Source organism: Aeromonas popoffii (assembly GCF_000820025.1).
Taxonomy (GTDB): Bacteria; Pseudomonadota; Gammaproteobacteria; order Enterobacterales; family Aeromonadaceae; genus Aeromonas; species Aeromonas popoffii.
Genome location: NZ_CDBI01000091.1, coordinates 1 through 25,074 on the forward strand (window position 1 = coordinate 1; position 25,074 = coordinate 25,074).

Sequence of the window (25,074 nt, forward strand, 5' to 3'; positions counted from 1 at the left end):
ATCCACGACTGTCTGCTCGCCACCAGCCAGTCCCCCGCCAGCCCTGGCCCCTTGAGGGATGCGGCCCTGCGCCACACCCGTAGCACCCGCACCGAGCTGCTCGCCTTCGTGCGCAAACATGGCACCCAGGATGCCATTCAGCGCTGTCTCGGTCAGTGTCTGTGTCAGACCGAGCCAGCCTATCAACTGCATTAATCACACTAAAAAGAGGTGATCATGAGTCATACCCTGCCAGCCCTTGCCTACGGCTACGACGCGCTGGAACCCCACATAGACGCGCTGACTATGGAGATCCATCACAGTCGTCACCATCAGACCTACATCACCAACCTCAACGCCGCCCTGGCCGATCTCCCCGAGCTGGCGGCCCTGACGGTGGAGGCGCTGCTTGCCCGTTTCGACAGCCTGCCGGTGAACGTGCAGGGGGCGGTGCGCAATCACGGTGGCGGTCACGCCAACCACAGCCTGTTCTGGCAGGTGATGAGCCCGCACGGCGGTGGTGAGCCGAGCGGCGAGCTAGCTGAGGCGATCCATCGGGATCTGGGCGGACTGGAGGTCTTCAGGCAGGCCTTTACCCAAGCGGCGCTAAGCCGGTTTGGCAGCGGTTGGGCCTGGCTGGTGGTGGATGAGGAAGGAAGATTGCGGGTGGAGAGCAGCGCCAACCAGGACAGCCCCCTGATGCAGGGCCTTGTGCCCATACTGGGACTGGATGTGTGGGAGCACGCCTATTACCTCAAGTACCAGAACAAGCGGTCCGATTACATCGCCGCCTTCTATCGGGTGATCGACTGGCACGAGGTGGCACGCCGCTATCGTGCCGCGCTGGCATGACAGTCGGCAGGATTGTGCACGCAGCCAAATGAAAGAGACCCGCCTGATGGCGGGTCTCTTGTTTCTCTCTTGTCAGGGCGTCGAAGCGGGGGCGGCGCCACTGGTTGCCGGGCCGGTCGAGAGCGCCGCGCTGGTTGCGACGGCAGCCTTGGCTGCATCGGCCTCCTTGCTTGCGGTGGCCGCGCTGGTCGACATGGCGGAACTGGCGGTGAGCGCGGTGTCAGTGGCGGCACTGGTCGCCGTGGCCGTGCTGGCGGCAGGCGCAAGCGGCGGCTTGTGGGCCACTGGCGGGATGGGCAGACAGGGCTGGCTTGCACCTATGGTGCTCAGGGTCTGGCAAGGGGTGGGGCCGCCGATGACGATGGGCTCGCCGAGGAACTTGGGCCCCTTGTCCAGCACGTAGAGATCGAGCAGTCCCATCAGGCGGGCGAATACCTCGCGTACCCGGGTCTTGATGCCTTGATAGGCGCTGGGATCCTTGGCGTTGAAGCCGACGGCCTCGATGCCGAAGTGGCGGGCGATAAAGATGGCGCGCTCGTTGTGAAAGGCTTGCGATACCACGGTGAAGTGGGCCTGACCAAACACTTCTTTGGCGCGCACGATGGAGTCCAGAGTGCGAAAGCCGGCGTAGTCGCTGTAGATGGCCTTGGCCGGGATGCCGGCCTGGATCAGGGCCCGCCGCATCTGGCGTGGCTCGTTGTATTGCACGGTAGCGTTGTCACCGGAGACCAGGATGTAGTCCACTTTGCCGTTGTTGTAGAGCTCGGCGGCAGCCTTGATCCTGTACTTGAAGTAGTGGTTCGGACTGCCCCCTATCAGGTACTTGGAGGTGCCGAGCACCAAAGCGACCCGGTTGTAGGGGACCGCATCGACGTCGTCATAGGTGTAATGACGGGCATCCGAGATGGTCCACTCGCTGTAGCCCAGCAGCATGGCGGCAGATGCCAGCAACAGGCAAAAGCAGGCGAGGAGGATCTTGGCAAACTTCTTCATGCGCGGTGCGGTTCAGATCTGAAGTAATAGGTGACAGGGGGTCATTCTATTACAAGTTACCGCTGCGCGTCAGGCTTGATAGCGGCCGATGGCATCACTCGGGCAAAGGTTGTCGCATCCTGTGGCTGGCTAACCGGTTGATCCTGCACCGATAAAAACCTCTCGTATAAAAACAAGGGGCAGCCGTGGCTGCCCCTTGTCGCTAGCGTCTCATCCTCAGTGGGAGGAGTCGTTCGCCTTGCACTCGTCAGACTCCTTGTTGGCTTCCCACCAGGGCAGCAGATCGCGGCTCAGCCAGCTCTGGTAGGCCTCGCTGTCGCTCGCGATCAACTGATCCAGCTCGGCCTCGAAGGCGTTCATCGCCTGCTGCTTATCCGGGTTGCGCAGGGCTTGGGCCATGGCCAGCCAGCTGGCGCCGCGGCCGGTCTCGTTCAGGAAGCGATGCACCGTATAGGACCAGGAGTAGACCATATCGCCACCCTTGTCGTAATCCAGGTGCAGTATGTCGGCCAGGCTCGGTCGCTCGGCCGCCGGGCTACCCGAGACGTTATCCATGCCGCGGGCGAAACACTGACCGTGGGCGATGAACTCCGCCAGCCCTTCCGACCACCAGGTGGTGCGGTTGAGCGGGTAGTGACCGAAGCTGCCGTACTGGTTGAAACGACCATCCAGGTAGTGCACGTACTCATGGCGCAGGTTCCACACCTGGAAGGCCGGGCGCTTCCACTCCGCCTCATAGGCGAAGAAGCGGGCCTGGTTGCCGGGACGCGCCGGATCCCCTTCGATGTAGATGCCGCCGTTGTCGGTGGAGACACCACCAAACAGGGCGCCGCCGTAGCGCTTCCAGTCGGCGGAGGAGTGGAAGATCACCAGCTCCAGCACCTCGTTGTTGTCATCACTCACCGGCTGCCAGCCTGTTTCCATCTGCTGATGGAACTGCTGCTCCTCGGCGCCCAGCTCGCGGCAGATGCCGTTGGCCTGATCCTGGCTCAGTTCCTGGGCCCGCAGGCGCAGGGTCGGCGAGCAGGTGTGCTCGAACGGCAGCACGTTTTCCACTCGGATCGGGGTGCAGAGTCCGGCAAAGTCACCGCTGATACAGGCCTCGCTGGTGCGATCCGTGTAGGTCAGATAGTAGGTGGAGAGGGTCAGTGACATGTCTTCCAGCAGGGCCGGACTCTGTTGACCGCCGGGGATCAGGTCATGATGACGGATGAGAGCGATGACGGAGTCATCCAGCAGCTTGCGATAGCCTTCGCTCTCGTCGGGACGGGTATAACGGGCGACCCGGTAGAGGCGGGTATAGGCATCCAGCACGTTGCTGAGCAGGAAGAGATCCGGACCATCCCGTTCTTGCCACAGCGACAGCTCGCTCATGCCAAGGGCGTGCAGCTGTTTGCGCAGCTCGGCATCCTGCTGGCGGAAATCGGCGGCGAAGGCATCGCTGTAGTCGCTGGCGAAGTCGAGGAAGTTGAGCAGATCGAACAGACCGGTTGCCCAGGCATGCTGACCATTGATCTCGCGGGCATGTTGGGTGCTGTAGGCCAGCATCTGGTTGAACTGGCCGAGCAGGGTACCAAACCGGCTCTGCACCGCCGGGCTCTTGAACTGGCCATGCAGGGCGATACTCCAGGCGCCCATGACGGCTCCCACCTCATCGCTGACCTGCTTCGGATAGAGCCGTGGATGGGCGCCGAGCGCGGTCAGCGCCTTGGCCAGTGCCTCGGCTGCGGCCGGGCCGTCTTCCTTGTGCTTGCCGTAGTTGTGATAGTTGTGGGCGCGCACATATTCGAGCAGCAGCTTCATGGCCGGATGGGCGGGCTGATTGGCCGCCAGCAGGCTCTGGATGCCGCGCGACACGGCTAGCAGCTTGGTGTCATCGTGGCCATAGTTTTCCTGCCAGACGGGAGCGGGCTGGCCGCTGGCATCCTGCACTATCTTGGCTGCGTCGGCATCCAGCAGGTCCGTGCTCGGTTGTTCCGGCTCGGAGCAGGCGCGGCCATCGGCGCGGCGGCAGTCGATCTGCTCCTCCTTGCTGGCCAGCACTATGGGGCGATTGAGCACCCGGCTCTCTTGCCACTCGTCAGTTTCCGGCAGTGTCTGCCATTCGCTGCTACCGACCGGGTATTGATAGCCGGAGTCTTTCAGTACCACCTGCACCTTGCTACCGGCGGGCAGGGTCTGGCGACAAACCCGGTAGCTGATGGTCTTGTCCCCTTCCTGGCGGGTCTGGGGTTCATCACACTCCTGCTGGGTTTTGGCCTGATCCAGTTGCCAGCTGTACTGGCGCCAGACGTGGAGCTCTTTCACCTGGCGGGCGGCCTGACTACCGGCCACAGGTTGCAGGCGGAAGAAGATCTGCTCGAGGCGGCCATTCCGCTCGTTGGGAGACTCTTCCAGTACATTCAGTTGCTGCCAGTTTTGCGGCTGATATTGCCAAACCTGTTCGGTACAGCGGCCCTGGGCATTGAGTTTGCAGCGATCCAGCTCCTGCTCGCTGTGACTCAGGATGATGCGCTCGGCCAACGACAGACGATCCTGACGCGGAGCGGTCGGGGTGCCCGTCAGCGGTTCCCAGCGGCCCTGTTTCATGCCGTAGCCAAAGTCATAGCTGCTGGCAGGGATGGCCTTGCCTACCGGCACTACCTGCTCGCAGAGGAGGTAGCGGATCTGCCAACCCTGCTCGATTTTGAGCTGCGGTTTGCCGCACTGCTGCTCTGCCAGCGCGGTCAGATTGGCACCGCTCCAGTCGAAGCGGCGATAGACCCGCAGTTGCTGATAGGGGGCATCGTCATTACGGGCGCTGAGCTCGTAGTTGACTTCGGTGATCCGATCGTTAAGTTGGCGGCTCGATTCACTGTCCAGCCGGTATGCTTGCCAGTCGGTGGGGGAGTAATTGGCCAGCGCCGAAGTGGCGAGCAGGCCCGGTGCTGCCAGAAGCAGCAACCTTGTACCCAGATAGTTCATTTTTATCCCTTTAGATGAGAGTCTGCGTTGTTATCGCGGGCAATGTACTAAGTTCCAAAAGGCTATCAACTCACCAATCAGGCGATATAAATCATTTATTTAGCTGGGATCATAACAAAACAAGCCCCATTGGGGGCTGCAGTGATAGCAAGGACTCATCTGCCATCTGGGGGGGCTAAGCATCACAGCCTGTGAAGGCCAAGTGTCAGGTATCGCTGGTACGGCGTGAGCCATGGCTCCTGCGCTCGCACAGAGAGCCGGTTGGTGCATGCGATTAGAGGGGGGAGGTAGAGAAAAGGCACAAAAAGGAGGGCCCCCTGGTACAGGGGACAATAACAGTATGGGAGGTCAGGACGCGGGAGATCGGTGCTGACAAGAGCACAACAAGGCAGCTGAGGACCCCGGTCCTTCTGTCTACAGCCCTTGGTCAGCAGGTCATGGACAAGCTGGTGCACTTGCCCGGGAATGCAAGCGATCTGGCGCTGCGACTTCGTGCTGTTAGAGGTAGCTCACAGTCACTATGGCCATCTTGGCGCTGCCCTCTGACAATTTGTAATTCAGGGTGCTGTTGAAAGTGTTGAGGCTGCCAGCTTTCTGCAGGCTGGCCAAATCCAGGGTCTGGCGCTGAATGCCTGAATAGCAGGTCACGCTGTTGTCAGAAAAATCACACGGCGTTTCGTAGATGGTCCCGGTGAAGGTCACGCTGCCATCGTGAGCTGAGGCTGTGCCGGGCAGCAGTGCGGCGCCAAGCAGCAAGGCGGTGGCGGCAGAGGAAGCGTAACTGAGAATGCTTTTGCGGATGGAACCGGCAGAGGCGTTGGAAGTGTTCATTTTATGTCCTTTTCGTTACATGTGTTGTACGAAAAGGGCAACGCAATCAAAGAGAATGGCATACAGCTTATGACATCACTCTTCTCAGATGGCAGCTCCGCTGTCTTAGGTATTGAAACCCTTAGACCGGTGGCTTTGCGTCCCGACCTTTCGACCGGTTTGCCCTTTACTCTATGTCTAGATGATAACACCCTATTTCTAGAAATCAATCAGCATAAACAACATGAGATATAGGTCACAGATAGCAGGAATCATGAGTGTCCAGATGAGAGATATATTGGTGACCTACTGCGGAAATCGAGTCGTTGAATGTCAATATGAACGTTATAAAACAGCGCAACAGTGAAAACATACTCGTCTATTTCACAATCTCTGGCTTTAATAGTGAGGTTATTCATCCGTAGCACATAACTGCGATATTTATTTTTCTTATATGCCATGTGTTTTATGATGATTACCTGATTACCTGATTACCTGATTACCCAGCGAAGAGGAGAGAGGCTGCCAGCTTGGTCATGGTGTTTATTTTTAGTGAGTTATGTTGGTTTTTTGTTAATTTGATTTGTAATGTGAGGTTGCTGTAAAAATGGCCATGTTGATCGCGCAGTGTATAAAGTAGTTAATTGTTTTTCATTATTTGTAAATGTCGATTTTGTTTTCAAGTTAATGATTTTTAAGTGTTTATTTTTGGATTTATAAAAATCAAAATGTATTTGATGTGCATCAAATGTGTCGTTAATTTGACCGCCAAGCAAAGTTGAATACAGTTGAATTCAGTTTTCTGTACGGATGACATGGATGTGTGTCGTCTTGCAGATGAGAGGTGGCGGGAACTGCCTCTAAATATTGAAAATAGCCTTTTCCTTTGCTTGTTTAACATGCCCGGATAATTGTACTGGTGACCATCTCTCATTAATGAGGCATCGGTCTGCTGACAGTTGCTGAGCAATGATATGGCGGCATCATCGAACATCATGACTCCAGCTTGATCTCGATGATGCCGCATAACAACACACGTTAATGTAGGTATATACGAATGAAAGCTAATAAAATTCTGGTTGCTATGGGTGTTGGTTCCATGCTGCTGTGCGGCTCTGCTATTGCTGCCGGCACTACTGGGTCAGGTAAAGTCACCTTTAACGGTGAAATCATCAATGCACCTTGCTCCGTAGACAGTAATTCTGTTGACCAAACTGTATATTTGGGCCAGATCAGCACCAAACAGCTGGCCAACGGTGGTGAGTCCAATGAAGAGAATGGAAAGTTCAGTATCAAGCTGCTGAACTGCGAACTCAGTGAGACTGACGATGCCATTAAAGTGACCTTCAGCGGTGCCAAAGATCCTGTCGACCCCAGCCTGCTGGTGATCGGTGGTCAGGCTGCTGGTGCCGGTATCAAGATGATCGCTCCGGGTGGTGCTACCGTTGTTTTGGGTCAGCCTACCGCTGCCTACGCACTGTCACCGGGTGACAACGAGCTGCCCTTCACCGCCGTGCTGAAAGGTTATGCCAACCAGACAGCCAACCCGCTGAGAGCTGGTGACTTCACTGCAGTGACCAACTTTACTCTCTCCTACGAGTAATAGTCTGCCTTAACGTGTGACAAGGGTTGTGGTGGTGAAAACCACCACAACCTCACTCCACTTTCTCTCTTCACATCGGACCTTGATCATGAAGATCTCAATGCTGGTGCCAGTAGTGCTGCAGGTGGTGATGATGGCAGGCCCTGCTTGTGCAAATGAGCAGACGGATGGTCTGGCTGAATCAGGTTGCACCCTGGATGAATTGCACAGCATTTCCTTGCAACAGGCACGTCACGGCACGCTGAAATTCAGTGGTTGCCAGACAGGCGGCTCTGTGAGGGGGGCATTGTCTCTTATCTCCATGTCGGTGCACGGGGCCATAAGTGACGATCTGGGTATTGTCAGCAATGGACAATATCACAAGGTATCGGGTGCGAACTTTATTGCCTCGGATATTGTCAATGGTGATATGGAATTCAATATCAGTCTGAATGACAGCCAGATAGTATATCCAAATAATATGGCACTGTTCGAACTTAGTTATATGTAAGCAAGCCGATTGCTTAGTGTAGACACCTCATTATGTGAGACCGTTATGATATCCCTAGAGTGAAATTATGAGCGTTGCAACATCAAACTCTGTTAGAAAACATTATCTAAAAAAAGCTTTTATGCTATGCGTGCCGTGCCTGTTGGTAATGGGTAATAACGCATTGGCAGAAACGGAGTTTAATATTGATGCGCTTGATGTGGATGAGCGAACCAAGATAGATCTTTCCCAGTTTGCAGATGCCGGTTATATCATGCCTGGCGATTACTATCTTGAAATTGAGGTCAACAAGAACAAGTTGCCACTCCAGAAAATCCCGTTTTATGAAGTGGAAGATGGCAAGGGAAAAGGCGGCGTCGCCTGTTTGCCGCTGGATATTGTGCCCAGAATGGCACTGACGGATGAGGCCATCGCCAAGATAGATACCTGGCATCAGGGCCAGTGCGCCAACCTGCTGGCGCTTGATGGGGTGGTTATTTCCAACGATATCGGTAATGGACTGCTCAGAATTGCAGTCCCGCAGGCATGGATGAAATACAGTGATCCCAACTGGATTCCGCCCGAGCAGTGGGACGTGGGTATTACCGGTCTGATGCTGGATTACAATATCAACGCCCAGGTCAATGAAGGGAGCGACTATGCCAATAACAATATCAGCAGTTACGGTACCCTGGGGGCAAACTATGGCGCCTGGCGCCTGCGCGGCGATTATCAGGCAAGCTCCTATTGGGGTGATGATGAGCGGTCGTCAGCCGAGCTGAACCGCATTTATGCCTATCGTCCGCTATCGCACATGGCCGCCAAGTTGACGGTCGGCGAACAACAGCTCAACTCCCAGCTTATCGATGGGTTTCGCTATACAGGCGTGAATCTGGCCAATGATGAACGCATGTTGCCCCCGAGCTTGCAAGGGTATGCCCCCGAGGTGAGCGGCATTGCCAAGACCAACGCCAAGGTCACTATTTCCCAGTCTGGCCGCGTCATTTATGAGACCAACGTGCCTGCCGGCCCATTTCGCCTCCGGGGGTTGGACAGTTCGGTGCGCGGCAGGCTCGAGGTGCGGGTAGCGGAGCAGGATGGCAGTGTCCACTCCTTTCAGGTGGATACCGCGACAGTGCCCTATCTGACTCGTCCCGGCTATGTCAGGTATAACCTCTCGGTCGGGGCACCCTCCGAGCGGAGGAATTCGACCCATGATGTCCATGGTCCGGGTTTCGTGACAGGGGATTTCTCATGGGGGGTGGCGAACTCCTGGTCGCTTTATGGTGGCAGCATGGTCGCTGGCGAATATAACTCCATGGGGCTGGGGATTGGTCGAGACCTGTATGCGTTTGGCGCAGTTTCTGCTGACCTGACCCAATCCATTGCGAAATTGCCGAGCTTGTCCACCAAGAGTGGCCAGTCATTTCGGTTGAACTATGCCAAGCAGTTCGATGAATACAACAGTGCCATCAGCTTTGCGGGTTATCGTTTTTCCCAGCATGACTTCATGACCATGTCGCAGTTCCTGAATAACAAGGACCGACTGGAAAGGAATGAGTCAGCCGCCAGTGACGATTACAAAACCTGGGGAGACAAAGAGCTATATACCATCACTGCCAACAAGACATTCTGGGCCGATGATGCGGCCAAGGCATTGACTGTGTATCTGGATTACACCCATAGAACCTATTGGGATCATGAGGCGGAAAATCGTTACGGTCTGTCAATAAACAAGAGTGTGAATATTGGCACTTTCAAAAATGTCTCTCTCTATTTGTCTGCCTACAAGACCAAGACTGAGAATTATGAGGATGACAAGAGCGTCATGCTGTCGGTCACCATGCCGATTGGGGACAGGAAGAGCGGGGGATACAGCGTGCAGTCTTCCAATGGCAAGGTCACCCACCTGGCAACCTATCAGGATTACAGCCGGCCTGATGATACCTATCAGCTGGGGGCTGGGGTGCAAAGCAACGGTCATGCCGTCGCTCGCGGCTACTACAGCCACAACAGCGATATAGGTACTGTCAGCCTCAACGCCTACAGCGTACAGAGTGAGTACACCTCGCTGGGGGCAAGCATGCGGGGTGGCCTGACAGCGACCGAACATGGGGCCGCCTTGCACCAGGCAAGCCGACGCGGTGGCACCCGCATGATGGTGGATACCGACAAGGTGCCTGACGTCTCTTTCAACAATGGCCGTGCTGTCACCAACCGGTTTGGGGTCGCAGTGATCAGCGACATGAGCGACTATCGCAAGACCGATACCCGGATAGACGTGGATCAGCTGAGCGATGACATAGATGCCATGAATGCGATCAAGCAAGGTACGCTGACCGAAGGTGCAATTGGTTATAATGCCTTTGAAATTGCTCAGGGTTTCAAGCTGTTGGCGAGTGTAACATTGCCTGATGGCGCCAACCCTCCTTTTGGGGCAACCGTCGTCAAAGAGTCCGGGCGAGTCATTTCAGTGGTGGATGAGGATGGCCTCATCTACCTGACGGGGGTCAAGCCGGATGAATCCTTTGATGTGTCCTGGGGTGGTGCTCGTCAGTGCAAGATAGTGGCGCCGCACGAAGTAACCGATCTGTCGATGAAGACTCTCACTTGCAAGTAATGGGATACCGATGAAAAAGCTGCTCTCTTTTACCTGTCTGGCCGTGCTGGGCATGACGTCAATCAATGCCAGTGCCGCCATAGTGCTGGATCGTACCCGTGCCGTGTATCCTGGTGGTGCCAAATCCATCAGTCTCAATATCAAGAACGAGAGCCAGAAGTTGCCTTATCTGGCGCAGGCCTGGATGGAAGATGCCCAGGGGCAGAAGATCTCTTCGCCTTTCGTGGTGTTGCCACCGGTACAAAGGGTCGATGCCAATCAGAAGTCGATCGTCCGGATTGCCAGCGTGCCAGCTATCGATGCGCTGCCAAAGGATCGTGAATCTATCTATTACTTCAACCTGCGCGAGATCCCGCCCAAGAGCGAGAAGAGCAACGTGATGCAGATTGCGGTGCAGTCCAAGATCAAGCTGTTCTACCGCCCCGAGGCCATCATCCCGGAGCGTGGTGCCGTCTGGCAGGATCAGGTGACGATCACCAAGCAGGGCACGACCCTGAAGGTCAACAACCCGACCCCTTACTACATCACCTATGTCGGTCTGGCTCATCCGAAGGGCAAGGAAAAAACCGCCATCAAGGGCTTCTCGGCGTTTATGGTGTCACCCAAGTCGGAGATGAGTGCCACGATTCCCGAAGCCTTGCCGGATCAGTTCATTATCAGCTACGTCAATGACTACGGCGGATATATGGATATCACTTACCAGTGCTCGGCCAACGTCTGCCGCGCCGTGAAGAGCGAGTAAGCCAATGCGCTATTCCCTGTTGGTGGCCGGTTTGCTGTTGAGTTGCCAAGCCCTGGCCAACGGTTATGTGGTGCCTGACTCGACCCATGACTACTACATCGGCCTTGATAAGGCTGATATTCAGAATCAGGCAGGTTATGTGACCAATGCCTTTACCTGGGATCTGGGTAGCACGTATCCCGGTACCGTGACCTGTCCGGCAGGAGATATTTCCAAATCAGCGATTCACTACAAGGCGGTCATGAGCAGTGGCTTGCCTTCGGCCGGTAATGGATTCGTCCGGCTTAACGACTTTCTCGATATGAAGGTGGAGATCTGGATCGCCGGTACTCGCAACGCGTATGTGGTGGCTCCCTTCGATAACGAGAGCAACAACTACGTTAGTCATAGCTGCAAGCGGGGAGAATCGACCCGAGTCGACAACTTTGGGAGCGGCAGCAAGGGCAAGGTGACCTTCCGGGTACGCAAACCCATCATCAATGGGGTGCAGATCTCCGATCGCCAAGTGGTTGAAATGTTTGGTCGCTTGGGGTTCACGGTAGGTGATTTCAACAGCGTACCCATGTCACGGATCACCATTTCTTCAGCCATTCTTTACGTTCCCGAGAAGTGTGTCATCAATGGCGGGCAGACCATAGAGGTGGAGTTTGGTGATTTACCAAGCACCGGGCTGGATGGCAATAACTTTGAAAAGACGGTTCCCTTGACGTTTCGATGTGAAGGCGGGGTATTTGAAGGCCCTGCGCTCAAAATCAACCTGGGTATTTCTGGACGACCGACATCCTTTAGCCAGGAGTATCTGAGGACCACCAAGGAGGGTTATCAGAGTGCCACGATCATCCCCAATCTGGGGATCAAGTTCAAGCAGCTGAATGGGGACTCACTCAAGTTGAACGAGTTCTATCCCGTTACCATGCAAGGGAATATTGGTGAATGGAACTTTATTGCCGCGCCGATATCGCCTATGGGTGAGGAAGTGGCCGCCGGTGACTTTTACGCCACCGCCACCATAGTCGCCGAATTCCAGTGAGGTATAGCGATATGTTGCGCAGAGTATGGTTTGGACTACTGATGACACCAGTGCTGGCTGTGACGGCAGCGCCCGGCGCCAATGATTTGGAGTTACTTGGCAATACGATGCGGCTCCATGGCCGGATTATTGCCCAACCCTGCATCATCTCTCCCGAATCGGCCGATCAGTCGGTCGACTTGGGGGTGGTTGACGTCAGGGAGCTCTACTCGGCAGGTGCCGGGGAGAAGGTGAAATTTTTTATCCGTCTCACCAACTGCAAACCCGGTATTTTCCGCATGGCCAAGGTGACCTTCAGCGGTACTGCAGACCCGCAGATGAGCGGTGCCCTGGCGTTTTCTGCCGGTTCCGCCAAGGGGGCCGGGATCAGGCTCTATAATGCCGCTCAGACCAAGCTGGATTTGGGCACTGCTTCTAGCGGCTATGCATTGGGTGATTCAACGGAAAATGAACTGCTGTTTTACGCTCGGGTTGAGGGTCACCCGAAGGCGATCGCCGACAAGAATATCACGCCTGGGGATTATACCGCCGTGGCTAACTTCATCGTCTCCTATGAATAACCTCAAAGCTCATTACGCTGGATGACATTTAAATTCCCTCTGCTGGGCCAAGAGATAACACCCCCCATATAGCTGGAAAGATATATCCCGCCTGGCAGCTGAATAAATAGCAACTTCTGTTTGGGTGGGGTCAGGGCAGCCACCAGGGTGGCGACCATGCCGTTGCTGGTCAACGCTTTCTGGTCGATAAAGTTGACGATGGTATTCTTTATTTCGATTGCAACATCACCCTGATCCCGCTCTATATTGCCAACGGAATCCAGATTAAACAGGGTTTGCCCCAGATGATCGGTTGCTATCACAGTGGCCACCACAATTTCTCTGTTCATAGCCACTATGATTTTGCTTTTTCTGGCGATTTCGACCCAGTTATCAGGCGCTTGGCAATTGCTGTGATATCTGACAGTGGTATTCGGATAGTGATAGTAGTTGTGGGAAACGTTTTCGCCCTGCAATGCCATGGTATTAATGACGCACTGCAGCTCCTCCGCGACGGAATGGCCGGCTCTCAGTAGGAAGACATTAGCTAACAACTCTTTATTTTTATTATCAATAGAGAAGTAGCTGATAGCTTCCTTTCCGATGAGAATGGAAACACGTTCCTCTTCATTACGCTGCACTTTTTTAACAAGCGGTGCCAGCATATCAATCTTCAATTTTAATGCATTCTCAGTCTCGCTGGTCGTAGAGAGAGAAACGTGGCCGAGATTAATCGTTCTAAGGGTATTTTTATTGCTGTAATGATAAATAAGCGCTGCCAGCGAGCAGGCCACCACAATCAGCAGTACGAACAGCATAATGCGCTTTGGGCTGAAATAGCGATCGGATTTTCTGCGGGAGTATTGTCGTCTGGCCCGCGGCGCGTCCCCTGACGTTTCTGCCCTTGCCTCCGTATTCTCAGCCTCCCCGGTGACCTCAATGGGTGCACAGAAGATATAACCTACCCTGGGGATGGTATCAATTGCATCCAGCAAGCCAAATGATTCCAGTTTTCTCCTCAGGGAGAGGATCTGTCTATTAAGGTTGGTGTCAGTATTGTCCTGATTTGGCCACAAGGCTTCCTGCAGTATGTTTCTGGGAATGACACTGCCTGCCTCCTCACACAGCATTTCGAGGAGCTCGGCCTCTTTGTTACTGAGCTTGATGTCTTTTTCGTTCTTTGAGAGCCTGAATGTTGCAGCGGAGAAATAGATATCCTCTGATATTTTATAAATTTTGTTACTCATGTGTGACTCACCTTACTGCCAAGGCGTGCATTTTACCACCATGTCGCAGTTGTTCAAATAACGCCAAATTAACAATTTCTTTTACTATCAATCGATTATGTCCCCATCGAAGTGCTGGGCGAGTGACATGGTACTACAGTCGATTAACTTGGTTCAAAAAATGCCCAAAAAGATGACCATTTATGTCATCGTTCTCACTCAGGATGAAGGCAGGGGATAATGTTGGCCTTGAGCGGGGTTTCTCTTCAATGAAGGAGTGAATCGACGGCCCCAACTGTATCGGAAACTGTCGTATGACGCCTTATTGTTTGCAGATAGATGGCTGATACGGTTTTCGTTGTGGCTTGAGGGCCCCGCCCATGTCGGGCCAGGGTTGCCAGAGGTCCGGCACCATAAAGCCGGGCAGGGTTGCGCGGATCCAGGCGGCGAGCTCCGGATAGGGCACAGGCTCGCCGTGCCAGTCGATGAAGGCGGCGGGGCGTTGCCCCCACTCGTCGTTCGGCATGGGCACCACCAGTGCCTGCGCCACGGCGGGATGATCCACCAGCCGCTGCTCTATGGTTTCGGGCTGTATGTTCTCACCCCCCGAGATAAACAGGTTGTCGATCCGCCCCTCTACCACCAGCTCGCCACCGGCGGTGAAATGCCCCTTGTCGCGGGTGTGAAACCAGCCAGCTTCGTCAAGTGGCCGCTCCAGCACGCCCTCCTGGAAATAGCCGGCAAACAGGGTGTCACCGCGCACGCAGATCTCATCTTGCTGAATGCAGACTTCTCGCCCTGGCAGCGGTTTGCCAACCACGCCAGCGGCGGTCGGCTGGCCGGTGCAGACCTGGCTGCCCATCTCGGAGAGACCATAACTCGACTTGGGGGTGAACCCCATGGCCGCGAGGCGAGCAACCAGCGGCTGCGGGATGGCGGCGCCCCCGAGCAACAGCTCGCGCAAGCGGGTACGAGCTGGGTCAAAGCCCTCTGCCAGCAGGCGCCAGAGTTGGGTCGGCACCAGTGAGAGGTGGGTGATGGGCAAGTGTTCGAGGCGCGTCTTGAGGGGCTGGCTGCGATCGTCCAGTACCAGGCTGGCGCCCGCCAGAAAGACCCGAAACAGGATGGCGTAGCCACCGATGTGAAACAGCGGCAGGGAGAGCAGCCAGCCACACTTCTCATCCAGCGGGATCAGGGAGGCTGAGCCTCGCGCCGAGGCCAGGTGATTGGCGAGGCGATGCACCACGGCTTTCGGTGTGCCGCTGGAGCCCGAAGTGAGGATCATATTGTTGAGCCGGGCGGGATCCAGCGGCCAGGGCTGATCGGCCGCCGCCAGTTCAGTGTTGAAATCCAGCCGCAGTGGGTACCAACTTCCAGCCGGAATGTCGTCGGCCGACCAGAAGGCGGCCACAGCCAGCTGCTGCGCCAGTTCGGCTTGTCTGGCCGCTGGAAAGGCGGGGTTGAGCGGGCAGAAGACGATGCCGCTGCGTACGCAGGCACAGGCCAGCAAGACGTCCGGCAGGGCGCCGCGTACCACGGCAGCCAGCCGGTCGCTGGCTTTCAAGCCAGCGATCTTCAGCTGCAGGCACAGGCTGTTGAGCCGTGCATCCAGCTGCTGATAGCTGAGGGGGCTGTCGGTGTGGATGGCAATGTGCTGGGGTGATGCATGTGCCCAGTGACGCACCGGGCAGGGCTCCAGGGGGGCGTGATGGTCAGATGTCGGCAGCATGAAGGCCTCTTCAGTCACGGTGAAACAGGGGCTCCAGCAGGCCAGGATCGGGTTTACCTTGCTGGTCCAGCAGATCGCTTGCCAGCCAGCGTTTGGTGTCCAGGCCCGGTGCCTGATCCGGCGCCCACTCACCTGCGAGACGGGCGAGCTGGCCGAGGCCGACTCCGGACTCGAAGCAGGAGGAGACGACCACTTTCAGGCGCAGCTCGCGGGCGCGGGCCACCAGTGCCTCGCTGTTGGCTAGCGAGCCGAGCAGCATGGGCTTGAGCACCAGGGCTCTCAGCTGCGGGATCGGCTCCCAGGATTTACCCTGTGCCAGCAGTTCGTCGATGGCCACCGGCATGCCGGTGCGGCTCGCCACGAAGGCGATGTCGTCAAAGTTGGCGCAGGGATCTTCCAGATATTCGATCCTGTTTGGATCCAGGTGACCGCAAAAGGCCCAGGCCTCCTCGCGGGTCCAGCCCTGGTTGGCATCCAGCACCAGCTTGAGGGTGGGGATGCGATCGCACAGCAGGCGGATCAGCGCCAGCTCGTCGCGCATGGGATAACGGGCCACCTTCAGTTTTGCCTTGCTGGGTGTCTGGTGCAGCCAGTTCTTCCAGTGTTTGAGCAGCTCCTGGGGGGAGCCTTGAATGAGGGGATAAGGCTCGGGCAGTGCCGCTGTCTGTTCCGGCCAGACCCGCCGAGCACAGTCCAGACCAAATTGCACCGAAGGCAGCAGGGGCGCGATAGGCAGCCCCTGAGCCAGCTGCTCCAGACAGCCGAGTGCCTCGGTTTGCGCCTCGGCCAGGGTCTCTCTGGAGAAGCCGGGCAGGGGGGCGATTTCCCCCCAGCCGTCGTTGATGCGCACCAACAGCCCCTCTCGCACCACCTCCACCTTGCCGTGAAAGGTCAGTGGCTGGGTAAAAGGCAGTAGATAGCGATACAGGGCAAGTGTCATCAGGGGTTCCGCTTGTATTTGGAGAAGTCGGGACGGCGTTTCTCGTTGAACGCGTTGCGCCCTTCCTGACCCTCTTCGGTCATGTAGAACAGCATGGTGGCATTGCCCGCCAGCTCCTGCAAGCCCGCCTGGCCATCACAGTCGGCATTGAGGGCCGCTTTCAGGCAGCGCAGCGCCATCGGACTGTTCTGCAGCATCTCGCGGCACCAGCGCACGGTTTCACGTTCCAGTTCGGCCAACGGCACGACTGTGTTGACCAGACCCATGTCGAGGGCTTGGCTAGCGTCGTACATGCGGCACAGGAACCAGATCTCGCGGGCCTTCTTCTGGCCGACGATACGGGCCATGTAGGAGGCACCCCAGCCGCCGTCGAAGGAGCCGACTTTCGGACCTGTCTGGCCGAACTGGGCGTTGTCGGCGGCGATGGTCAGGTCACACATCATGTGCAGTACGTGGCCCCCCCCGACCGCATAACCGGCCACCATGGCGACCACGGGTTTCGGGCAGGTGCGGATATCGCGCTGGAAGTCGAGCACGTTGAGGTGATGGGTGCCCTCGTCATCCCGGTATCCACCGTAGTCGCCCCGGATCTTCTGGTCGCCACCGGCGCAGAATGCCTTCTCGCCGAAGCCGGTGAGTATGATGGTGCCGATATGATCGTCATAACGGGCATCGGCCAGCGCCTGCAGCATCTCTTTCACGGTGCGGGGGCGGAAGGCGTTGCGCACCTGAGGGCGATTGATGGTGATCTTGGCAATGCCATCGCCGGACTTGTGATAGAGAATGTCCTCATAACCGGCGGAGCAATCGCGCCACTCGACAGGTGCGTACAGTTCCGCTTCCGTCATTGCCTCAATCATGTTGTTTTCCTTCTGGTCTGGTCGTACTCAGATTGAGCAATCGCGTCATCTGAACGGGGGCATACAGTTCAGATTTCGTCATTGCTTCCATCATGTGCACGCTCTTTTTCTTGTTGGTGATAAGCCCGCAATGCCGGCTCAGGTAAATTGTGTCGTGCCGTGTTATGGCGTACTCGCAATCCAGTCGCGCAGGCACGAGGCAAATCGCTCGGGCTGGCTGGCGTGCAGATTGTGGCCACCATCCAGGGTCAAGTGATGGATATTGCAGCCCTGCTTCACCAACTGGCAAGCCAGCTGATGGAATTTGTGATCCCGGCTGCCGGAGAGCCAGCTCACCGGCAGCCGGGCTCCGACCAGCGGTTTTGCTCTTAGCCAGGCGGCGAGATCCGGCTGCTGGCCCAGCGAGGTGGCGCGCAGCATGGCCGCGATAGCGTGGCCCTCGTTGCCCAAACGTCTGGCGATCTGGCGGGCGCGGGCCGCTTCGTCGAGATCGGCGAAGACCCCTTGTCGATACCAGTCGGCCAGCACGGCGGCCAGCGGTTCGCGCTCGAAGCGCCGGGCCCAGCACTCGTCGTGTTCGATGCGAGCGGCCCGCTCGGCCAGCGGCAGGCCGGGATGGCAATTTTCCAGCAGCAGGGCCTGCAATCCGGCAGGGGCTCGACTGGCGTGATAGAGGGCGAGCCGCCCACCCAGCGAATAACCGGCCAGTCGGTACTGCGCGATGCCGAGAGCCTTTAGTGCATCGCAGAGCCACTGATGGGTCTGCTCGAAGCCGGTCACGCTCAGCCCCCGGTTGTTGCCGTGACCCGGCAGATCCAGCGCGTGGCAATCTACTCCAGGCAAGGCTTCTATCACTGGCTGCCAGTCGCGGCCATCGCCGAGCAGACCGTGCAGCAGTACCAGAGGCAGTTCCTGGCTGTTCGGGTTAGAGGCCACGAATAGCCGCCCCCAGTGCTTTCAGATCTTCGGCCACCTCGCTGCTCGGTACCTTGATTTCAATCAGAGTTACTTTCTTTTCCAACGGCGGGTTTTTCAGGGCTGCGCCGTAGGCCTGCTCGAATTCAGCCAGCGTGGTCGGCGCCCGATAGTGGAGGCCGAACATGGCGGCGGCCTGCTCGAAGTGCAGGCCGTGGGGCAGGCAGTAGTAGGTCTCCAGCAGCCGTTCGCCGGTGGGCACCGGCAACATGCGAAAGATGCTGCCGCCGTCGTTGTTGAGCAGGATCACCACCAGCGGTCGGCTCGATTTGCCGAGCAGAGCCAGGCTGTTGAGATCGTGCAGGGCGCTGAGATCCCCAATCAACAGGGTCGTCGGCTGGTCGCTCGACTGGGCGAAACCATAGGCGCTGGCGATGAGGCCATCGATGCCGGAGGCACCGCGGTTGGTCATCACCCTGCTTGGTCCCTTGCCCGCTTCGCCGAGCATGTCCATCAGCCGGGCCGGCATGCTGTTGCCAACGAATAGCTGACCTTGAATGAGGGAGCCCAGCCGATGGCAGACACCGAGCTCGGAGAAGCGATCGCAAGCGCTGCGGATCTGGCGGGTGGCACTCTGCTGGCGCTCCGCCAGCCGGTGCCAGGGCAGGTGGCGAGTGCTCACCTTGTGGGTCGCGGTGAAGGCGGCGGGCTCGCACACCAGACGGCGGCGCAGCCGGTAATCGGGATCGAGCCGCGCCGGCTGCGGCTCCACCAGCCAGTAATCCTGCCAGGGGTGCTGCTTGATGAACTGGCCGAGCCGCTTGGAGATGAGGCGGGCACCGAATTGCAGCAACACTTCGGCGCGGGCCAACTCGGCCACGAAGCAGCTGTTTTGCAGGGCGAGATCCATGTGAACTAGGTTGCGGGCATCGAAGCGGATCTGGCTCTGCAGATCCGCCAGCAGCGGCCAGCCGAGGCGCTCGGCCAGCTCGGCCACCACTTGCGCCTGGGCGGGATCCTGAATACGGCCCGCGACTATGACGCCGCGTTTGCCCTGCAAGGCCGCCCAATCGGGCTGGCGGGGACAGATCTGCTCGTTTTGCTGCCAGGGGCTCCAGGGCTCGCCTGAATGCAGCCAGTCACCGAGCGGTGCCAGATAGTCGGAAAAATCCAGGTACTCATCGCCGGGATAGAGCGGCTCGGGGTACATGCAGTTGAAGTGCACAGGCCCCGGCGTCAGCGTCTGCTGGGCCAGGGCCTGATCCACCGAGCTCAGCACGAAGGCTGCGGGTATGGTCGGGGTGGGGCTCGGCAGGTTCTGCTGATAGACGGGGTAGCGACCGAAGATCCCCTGCTGATCGATCGCTTGGTTGGCGCCGTTGTCGATAAGCTCGGGTGGCCGATCGGCCGAAAGAATGATGAGCGGCACGCCTGTGAGCTGTGCCTCGGCCACCGCTGGCCAGAGGTTGGCTACCGCCGTGCCCGAGGTCATGATCACCGCCACCGGTCGGCCGCTGCCCTTGGCCAGCCCCAGCGCCATAAACCCCAAGCCGCGCTCGTCAAAGTGGAGATGGCGACGAAAACCGGGGTGGGCGGCGGCAGCCATGGTGAGCGGCGCCGAACGTGAGCCGGAGGCCAGCGCTATGTCCCGCACGCCGAGGCGATGAAGCTCTTCCAGCAAGAGGGAAGACCAGACGTGATTGAAGGTGGCATGTTGACTGGCAAACACGGGGCTCGCAAACATGGGGCTCTCGCTGAATGAGGGGTCGATGGGAAAACGCTATCCCAGCAGGGAGAGCACGTTGGCGATCTTGTTGTCGAGTTCGGCCCACTCGGCGGCGGGCTCGGATCCCGCCACTATGCCTGCCCCGGCGAACAGGGTGATGGTCTGCGCCGTGACGCGGGCACTGCGGATGGCGACGGAGAACTCGGAGGTTTCCCGGCTCAGCATGCCGCAGGCACCGGCATACCAGCCGCGATCATGGGGTTCGAACTCGCGGATGAAGGCCAGTGCGGCTTCGCGCGGGGCGCCGCCCACGGCGGGGGTGGGGTGCAGGGCATCCAGCAGTTGCCAGTCACACACCCCGGGCTTGAGTTCGGCCTCTATGTCGCACTTGAGGTGCTGTAGCAGCCGCAGTTTCAGAATGCGCGGCTCGGTCAGGCTGGCGCTCGTGGTGAGCGGTGCCAGCCGGCTGAGGATGTCAGCGTGCACCAGCCGGTTTTCCAGCTGATTCTTGCTGTCGGTCAGCAGTTCGGCGGCCAGGGCCGCATCGGTCGCTTCGTCGCCGGATCGGCGAATAGTGCCTGCCAGCGCCTCGGTGAAGAGGTGGTCTTGCTCCCGGCGGTAGAGTCGCTCGGGGGAGCAGGAGATGAAGCTCTGCTCGGGGGAGAACTGAAAGCCGAAGTGGAAGCACTCCTGGGCGTGTTGCGCCCACTGTGCCAGCAGTGACCAGGGGCAGAGTTGATCGTCGTGTAGCTGGCGGGAGAGCAGGCTCTCCCGCGACAGCACCACCTTGGGGGTGTGCGCCTGAAAGTCTGGCGCCGTCACCCGCTCGACCAGCGTCTGCCACTGGGCGGGGCCGGGGCAATCCTGGCGCTGCCAGGGCTGTTTTTGCAGGGCAGGCAGCGGGGCTTCCGGGTGCAGGGCATCGAGGGCCGCTTCGGCCGCCTGCAGCTCGGCATCAAGATTGTCGTCGGTCAGCCAGAGATTGAGGCAGAGACTGACGCATTCGCCACGGCGCACCAGCTCGATGCGGGGCAGCACGAAACGGCAGGGGCCAAATCCTTGCCAGCCGGATTGGGCCGGATCGAACGCCAGTCCGCCATAGTAGCGGGGGCTGTCGTCGTGGGGCTGGTTGGCGTGCTCGCAGACCTGCTGTATGTCTTGCGGCCGGGTCAGCTCACGAATGCTGCCCAGCGCCACGTATTCGGGCTTGTCGTGCCCTCTGGCATGCCAATAGATACGGGGATAGAGGGTCTGCGCCGCGAGCCAGCCCAGGAAGGAGCGGATCTCGACAGCCACGCGCAGCCGCACGAAGCCGCTGGCGTTGCTGTGACGCAGGGCGTCCAGTTGTTGCTTGATATGGGTCTGAGCCAACATGGATTTCGTCTATGAGCCGATAGTGACGGTCAATCCTGCAGAAGGATGCCGTTGGTTTATGCCAAAGGAGCGATTATTCCTATATATTATCTGCCCATTCGTCCATGTAAATCGCCCGGGGAGCTGACTCCCGAGGGGCCAAGTATACCGAAATCCGGTTCGATAACCCTTAACACGATCAATATCTGATTGTTTGGCCATCACAATATGACAAATACCTTCTCTATCTGGTTGCTGGCGGCGCGTTTGCGAACACTGCCGCTCGCCTGCTCTTCCATCCTGCTGGGATCCGGGCTCGCGGCCAGCCGTGGCGCCTTCGATGGCACCATCATGGCGCTCTCCCTGCTGACCGCCATCCTGTTGCAGATCCTCTCCAACCTGGCCAACGATTACGGGGATGCTGTCTCCGGTGCCGACAATGGTGAACGGATCGGTCCCCAGCGCGCCGTGGTCTCTGGTCTTATTACCGAAAAGCAGATGCGCATAGCCATGGCGCTAACCGCGCTGGCGGCGGTGGCGAGCGGTCTGCTGTTGTTGGGTTGTGCCTTCGGTGGCCAGTGGCTGCAGATCCTGGCGTTTGTGGTATTGGGCGGCGCAGCCATAGTGGCGGCCATCACCTACACGGTGGGCAAGACCCCTTATGGCTATCGTGGTTTCGGCGATATTTCGGTGTTTCTGTTCTTCGGTTTGTTGGGGGTGCTCGGCTCCTACTACCTCTTCACCAAGAGCCTGGAGTGGGATCTGTTGCTGCCTGCCACCGCTTGTGGCCTGTTGGCCACCGCCGTGCTCAATATCAACAATGTGCGTGACATCGAGACCGATGCCGCCAGCGGCAAGATCACCCTGGCGGTACGCCTTGGCCGTAATCGTGCCATCGCCTATCACTGGGTGCTGCTGGGGGCGGCGCTGCTGGCGACCATCGCCTTTATCCTGACCCAGCCCGCCAGTGTCTGGCCCTGGATCTTCCTGCCCGCCATGAAGCCGCTCACCGACGCCGCCAAGACCCTGCGTACGAGTTTCGATGGCGAGGTGCTGACCGGTGCGCTCAAGAAGACCGCCATCAGCGCCTTCCTGTTCAGCCTGCTGCTCTCCATCGGGCTGGCACTCTCCTGATGAACTGCCGGCTGGTAGCATGTGAAGCGGGCTCCCTGGATGGGAGCCCTTTTTGTGTGTCGACGAAGCGTGTTGGCACTGAATCTGTCAGACAGGAACCCAGTCATGCGTGAATCACTCAAACGGAAAATCATTCAGGTCTGCCAGCAGAAAATTGCGCAGAAGGGGGACGCGGTGGGCGTCTCCTTCTATGCGTTTTTTGTCAACCGCAATGATGATCCCGAGCTGCTGATGGAGGCAGCGACCTGGTGGATCCAGACCCACGGACTCGACCATTTCGAGAAGGCCAGCAAGATCCTCCTGCTGGTCGAGCAGGAGTGAACGTAGGTTGTAATGGAACACAGAGGGCTCCCAAGCGGGAGCCCTCTGTGTTGGTCGATGATGCTATCGACTAGCTGGCGCGCGCCACCTTGAGGGGGCGGCGGGAGAAGAGCAGGGTATCCAGCAGCCAGATAACGACCATGGAGGCGCCCACCAACGGGAAGCAGATGCCGAGCAGCACCAGCACGGCGATGGCGCCGCGCATGGGGGGCAGTTTTGCCGGCAGCGGCGGGGCTGCGAGACGGCCCTGCGGGCGGCGGCTCCACCAGATCCAGAGGCCACTCACAGCGCTCAGCAATACCATCAGGCAGATGAGCAGCATGGCGAGTTGATGGGGCCAGCCGTAGAGCTTGCCGGTGTGCAGCATGACGCCGGTTTCCACCGTCTTGGCGACCAGGCTGTAATCCTGCCAGCGCACGTCGGCCAGCACCTTGCCGCTGTACTGATCTATGTGCAGGGTGGCATCGTTGCGCGGATCATCGGCGAACAGGGCTATGGTGTAGACGCCGCTCTTGCTGGCCGGCGGCGTGATGCTGTAGCCCGGGGTGACCTGGCGCTCGTTGGCAAGCTCCACCACCTGTTGCAGCGAGATGCGGCGCTCGGCCATCACCATCCCCTCGTGTTCCCCGCCATGGTTCATGGCACTGTGATCGTGCCCTGCCGAACTCGGCGGCATGGCCGTGTCAGCCATCGCCATGGAGGCCATCTCATCGGGCAGTGTCGAGCTCGGCATGGGGGTGTTCTCCATCGCCCAGGGCACAGTTTGGTCGTGGGCCTGGTTCAGGCTGCGGGCAAGCGGTGTGGATGCCGGCACCTGGTTCCACATGGCGGCGGGGAAGCGGTTCCAGACGTTGGCGAACTGATCCCCCCAGAAACCGGTCCAGGTCATGCCGCTCAGCAGCAACAGCAGCAGGAAGCCCGCGCCCCAGAAGCCGACCACGGCGTGCAGATCGCGCCACCAGAGGCGTCCGCGCTGGTTCATTCTGGGCCAGAGGATGCCGCCCACACCGGGCCCCTTGCGTGGCCACCACAGATAGAGGCCGCTGATGAGCAGTACTATGCCCCAACCGGCGGCCAGCTCGATCACTCTATCCCCGGTGGTGCCGAGCAGCAGCTCGGCGTGCAGGGCACGGGCCACCGCCTGCAGATTCCATTGGTTGTCCAGGGCGCCGAGCAGGGCGCCGCTGGCGGGATCGAGGAACAGGGTCAGCTCGCGGCCCCCCTGGCGGACGATGAACTGGGCGCTGGCATCCGGGCTGACCGGTGGCAGGTACTTGCTCAGGCTGGCATCCGGCATGGCGGTCCGTGCCTCGGTCCACAGCGCATCGGCGCTCAGGGTCTGGCTGGCAGGCGTCACCTTCATCAGCTCGGGATACATGAGATTGTCGAGCTGGGGCTTGAACAGGTACACCATGCCGGTGAGGGAGAGCAGGATCAGGAAGGGGGCGACGAAGAGGCCGGCGTAGAAGTGCCAGCGCCAGATCCGCTGGTAATGACTCGAGTCCCGGTTTTTCATCTCTGATCCTTGCGTTAATGACCAACGTTTCTGTTGGTGGAATGTTCATGGCGGCGCGGATAATAGCAGCAACGTTTTGTTAACTGCAACAGAACATGATGGGAGGGGCGGCCGATCCATATTGCTTGGGTATCTGTGCCCGCCATGGGCTGTCAGGCGCTAGCACAAAGGCTTGGTCATCGGGGGTGGCATGGAATGTTGATAGATAAATCCTTACCTTGTTGCAACATGTCACCGTTCTGGTGCCGTGGGAAAGGATCCAGGGAAGGAGACTGGCGTGAAGGTGCAACCACACGGCCATGTTGAGATACAGCGGCGCTGACAGGTGTTGATCTGTCCGCCGAGCGGCCCCTTCAACCTGATGGGGGCCATGGGCTATGAGACTGCCTTCAGCCAGCAGATAGCTAAATTGCGCGATGCGCCCATGGGAATTGCCGAGGTGGCGACCGAGTGCGAGACTGCAGGGCGCCGAGGTGCTTACCCGCTCATCGATGCAGTCGGGCTCACCCATTTCGAACTCGCGGCAGATCAGCGGTCGCACTTCATAGAAGCTGCACGTCGTTGATAGGGCGGTCCAGCGCCGCTTGCTATCCCTTGGTCAACTCAGGTTGATAAACCATTTGTCCCGCTCATCGATGCAGTCGGGCTCACCCATCTCGAACTCGCGGCAGATCAGCGGTCGCACTTCATAGAAGCTGCACGTCGTTGATAGGGCGGTCCAGCGCCGCTTGCTATCCCTTGGTCAACTCAGGT

The 25,074-nt window shown here is 58.4% G+C and carries 21 protein-coding genes, 1 pseudogene and 1 riboswitch; of the genes and pseudogenes, 11 read left to right on the top strand and 11 right to left on the bottom strand.

The features are described from left to right. Both BN1129_RS18870 and BN1129_RS18875 read left to right on the top strand, forming a co-directional pair. Positions 1-195, top strand: a pseudogene (locus BN1129_RS18870) (hypothetical protein); the annotation flags it as partial. Between the two features lie 21 nt (positions 196-216). Continuing rightward, on the top strand, positions 217-831 hold the full coding sequence (locus tag BN1129_RS18875) for a superoxide dismutase (protein ID WP_042038632.1): 615 nt from the start codon (positions 217-219) through the stop codon (positions 829-831). Positions 832-903: 72 nt separating this feature from the next. Here BN1129_RS18875 and BN1129_RS18880 read toward each other — a convergent pair whose 3' ends face one another. From BN1129_RS18880 to BN1129_RS18890, 3 genes are all read right to left on the bottom strand, one after another. After that, positions 904-1,824, bottom strand: a complete 921-nt coding sequence (locus tag BN1129_RS18880; RefSeq protein ID WP_042038633.1) for a SanA/YdcF family protein — start codon at positions 1,822-1,824, stop codon at positions 904-906. Positions 1,825-2,040: 216 nt separating this feature from the next. Further along, on the bottom strand, positions 2,041-4,788 hold the full coding sequence (locus BN1129_RS18885; protein ID WP_042038634.1) for a collagenase: 2,748 nt from the start codon (positions 4,786-4,788) through the stop codon (positions 2,041-2,043). 498 nt (positions 4,789-5,286) lie between these two features. Continuing rightward, positions 5,287-5,619 (bottom strand): hypothetical protein, encoded by a 333-nt coding sequence (locus tag BN1129_RS18890; RefSeq protein ID WP_042038635.1) that lies wholly within the window; start codon positions 5,617-5,619, stop codon positions 5,287-5,289. A gap of 87 nt (positions 5,620-5,706) precedes the next feature. Further along, a riboswitch (cyclic di-GMP riboswitch) is annotated at positions 5,707-5,793 on the bottom strand. An 862-nt stretch (positions 5,794-6,655) separates the two neighbouring features. Between BN1129_RS18890 and BN1129_RS18895 the strand changes: the two genes are divergently transcribed. The 6 genes from BN1129_RS18895 (at position 6,656) to BN1129_RS18920 (ending at position 12,622) form a co-directional block, all read left to right on the top strand. Continuing rightward, entirely contained in the window at positions 6,656-7,201 is a 546-nt protein-coding gene (locus BN1129_RS18895; protein ID WP_042038637.1) for a fimbrial protein, read from the top strand. A 100-nt stretch (positions 7,202-7,301) separates the two neighbouring features. Further along, complete coding sequence (locus BN1129_RS18900) at positions 7,302-7,691, top strand: hypothetical protein (RefSeq protein WP_042038639.1); 390 nt, start codon at positions 7,302-7,304, stop codon at positions 7,689-7,691. A 67-nt stretch (positions 7,692-7,758) separates the two neighbouring features. Beyond that, entirely contained in the window at positions 7,759-10,290 is a 2,532-nt protein-coding gene (locus BN1129_RS18905; protein ID WP_042038640.1) for a fimbria/pilus outer membrane usher protein, read from the top strand. 10 nt (positions 10,291-10,300) lie between these two features. After that, entirely contained in the window at positions 10,301-11,032 is a 732-nt protein-coding gene (locus tag BN1129_RS18910) for a fimbrial biogenesis chaperone (protein ID WP_042038642.1), read from the top strand. Positions 11,033-11,036: 4 nt separating this feature from the next. Next, positions 11,037-12,062, top strand: a complete 1,026-nt coding sequence (locus BN1129_RS18915; protein WP_042038643.1) for a fimbrial protein — start codon at positions 11,037-11,039, stop codon at positions 12,060-12,062. Positions 12,063-12,073: 11 nt separating this feature from the next. Continuing rightward, complete coding sequence (locus tag BN1129_RS18920) at positions 12,074-12,622, top strand: fimbrial protein (RefSeq protein ID WP_042038644.1); 549 nt, start codon at positions 12,074-12,076, stop codon at positions 12,620-12,622. 2 nt (positions 12,623-12,624) lie between these two features. Here the strand turns inward: BN1129_RS18920 and BN1129_RS18925 are convergent, their stop codons facing one another. The 7 genes from BN1129_RS18925 to BN1129_RS18955 form a co-directional block, all read right to left on the bottom strand. Further along, the gene (locus BN1129_RS18925) at positions 12,625-13,848 is read right to left on the bottom strand and encodes a winged helix-turn-helix domain-containing protein (protein ID WP_042038645.1); all 1,224 of its coding nucleotides are present in this window, start codon (positions 13,846-13,848) and stop codon (positions 12,625-12,627) included. A 301-nt stretch (positions 13,849-14,149) separates the two neighbouring features. Then, positions 14,150-15,556, bottom strand: a complete 1,407-nt coding sequence (locus BN1129_RS18930; RefSeq protein WP_042038918.1) for an AMP-binding protein — start codon at positions 15,554-15,556, stop codon at positions 14,150-14,152. 10 nt (positions 15,557-15,566) lie between these two features. Next, entirely contained in the window at positions 15,567-16,496 is a 930-nt protein-coding gene (gene menC / locus BN1129_RS18935) for an o-succinylbenzoate synthase (protein WP_042038647.1), read from the bottom strand. Next, positions 16,496-17,356 carry a 1,4-dihydroxy-2-naphthoyl-CoA synthase gene (gene menB / locus BN1129_RS18940; protein WP_042038648.1) on the bottom strand — a complete coding sequence of 287 codons (861 nt, stop codon included), beginning with the start codon at positions 17,354-17,356 and terminating at the stop codon, positions 16,496-16,498. The genes menC and menB overlap by 1 nt, the downstream gene beginning before the upstream one ends. Before the next feature lie 162 nt (positions 17,357-17,518). Further along, positions 17,519-18,292: a 2-succinyl-6-hydroxy-2,4-cyclohexadiene-1-carboxylate synthase gene (gene menH, locus BN1129_RS18945; RefSeq protein ID WP_042038649.1), complete on the bottom strand. Its 774-nt coding sequence runs from the start codon at positions 18,290-18,292 to the stop codon at positions 17,519-17,521. Then, entirely contained in the window at positions 18,282-20,000 is a 1,719-nt protein-coding gene (menD, locus tag BN1129_RS18950) for a 2-succinyl-5-enolpyruvyl-6-hydroxy-3-cyclohexene-1-carboxylic-acid synthase (RefSeq protein WP_209418534.1), read from the bottom strand. The genes menH and menD overlap by 11 nt, the downstream gene beginning before the upstream one ends. A gap of 51 nt (positions 20,001-20,051) precedes the next feature. Then, positions 20,052-21,371: an isochorismate synthase gene (locus BN1129_RS18955; RefSeq protein ID WP_042038651.1), complete on the bottom strand. Its 1,320-nt coding sequence runs from the start codon at positions 21,369-21,371 to the stop codon at positions 20,052-20,054. Between the two features lie 207 nt (positions 21,372-21,578). On the opposite strand from BN1129_RS18955, the gene BN1129_RS18960 reads away from it, so the two are divergent. After that, positions 21,579-22,484 (top strand): 1,4-dihydroxy-2-naphthoate polyprenyltransferase, encoded by a 906-nt coding sequence (locus BN1129_RS18960; protein ID WP_042038919.1) that lies wholly within the window; start codon positions 21,579-21,581, stop codon positions 22,482-22,484. A 105-nt stretch (positions 22,485-22,589) separates the two neighbouring features. Then, positions 22,590-22,805: a DUF6500 family protein gene (locus BN1129_RS18965; RefSeq protein ID WP_042038652.1), complete on the top strand. Its 216-nt coding sequence runs from the start codon at positions 22,590-22,592 to the stop codon at positions 22,803-22,805. Between the two features lie 70 nt (positions 22,806-22,875). On the opposite strand, the gene BN1129_RS18970 is transcribed toward BN1129_RS18965, so the two are convergent. After that, positions 22,876-24,321 carry a PepSY-associated TM helix domain-containing protein gene (locus BN1129_RS18970; protein WP_042038654.1) on the bottom strand — a complete coding sequence of 482 codons (1,446 nt, stop codon included), beginning with the start codon at positions 24,319-24,321 and terminating at the stop codon, positions 22,876-22,878. A 325-nt stretch (positions 24,322-24,646) separates the two neighbouring features. Here BN1129_RS18970 and BN1129_RS24615 point away from each other — a divergent pair, with 325 nt between their 5' ends. After that, positions 24,647-24,886, top strand: coding sequence for a hypothetical protein (locus tag BN1129_RS24615; protein ID WP_042038655.1), 240 nt, complete (start codon positions 24,647-24,649; stop codon positions 24,884-24,886). The last annotated feature ends 188 nt before the right edge of the window (positions 24,887-25,074 follow it).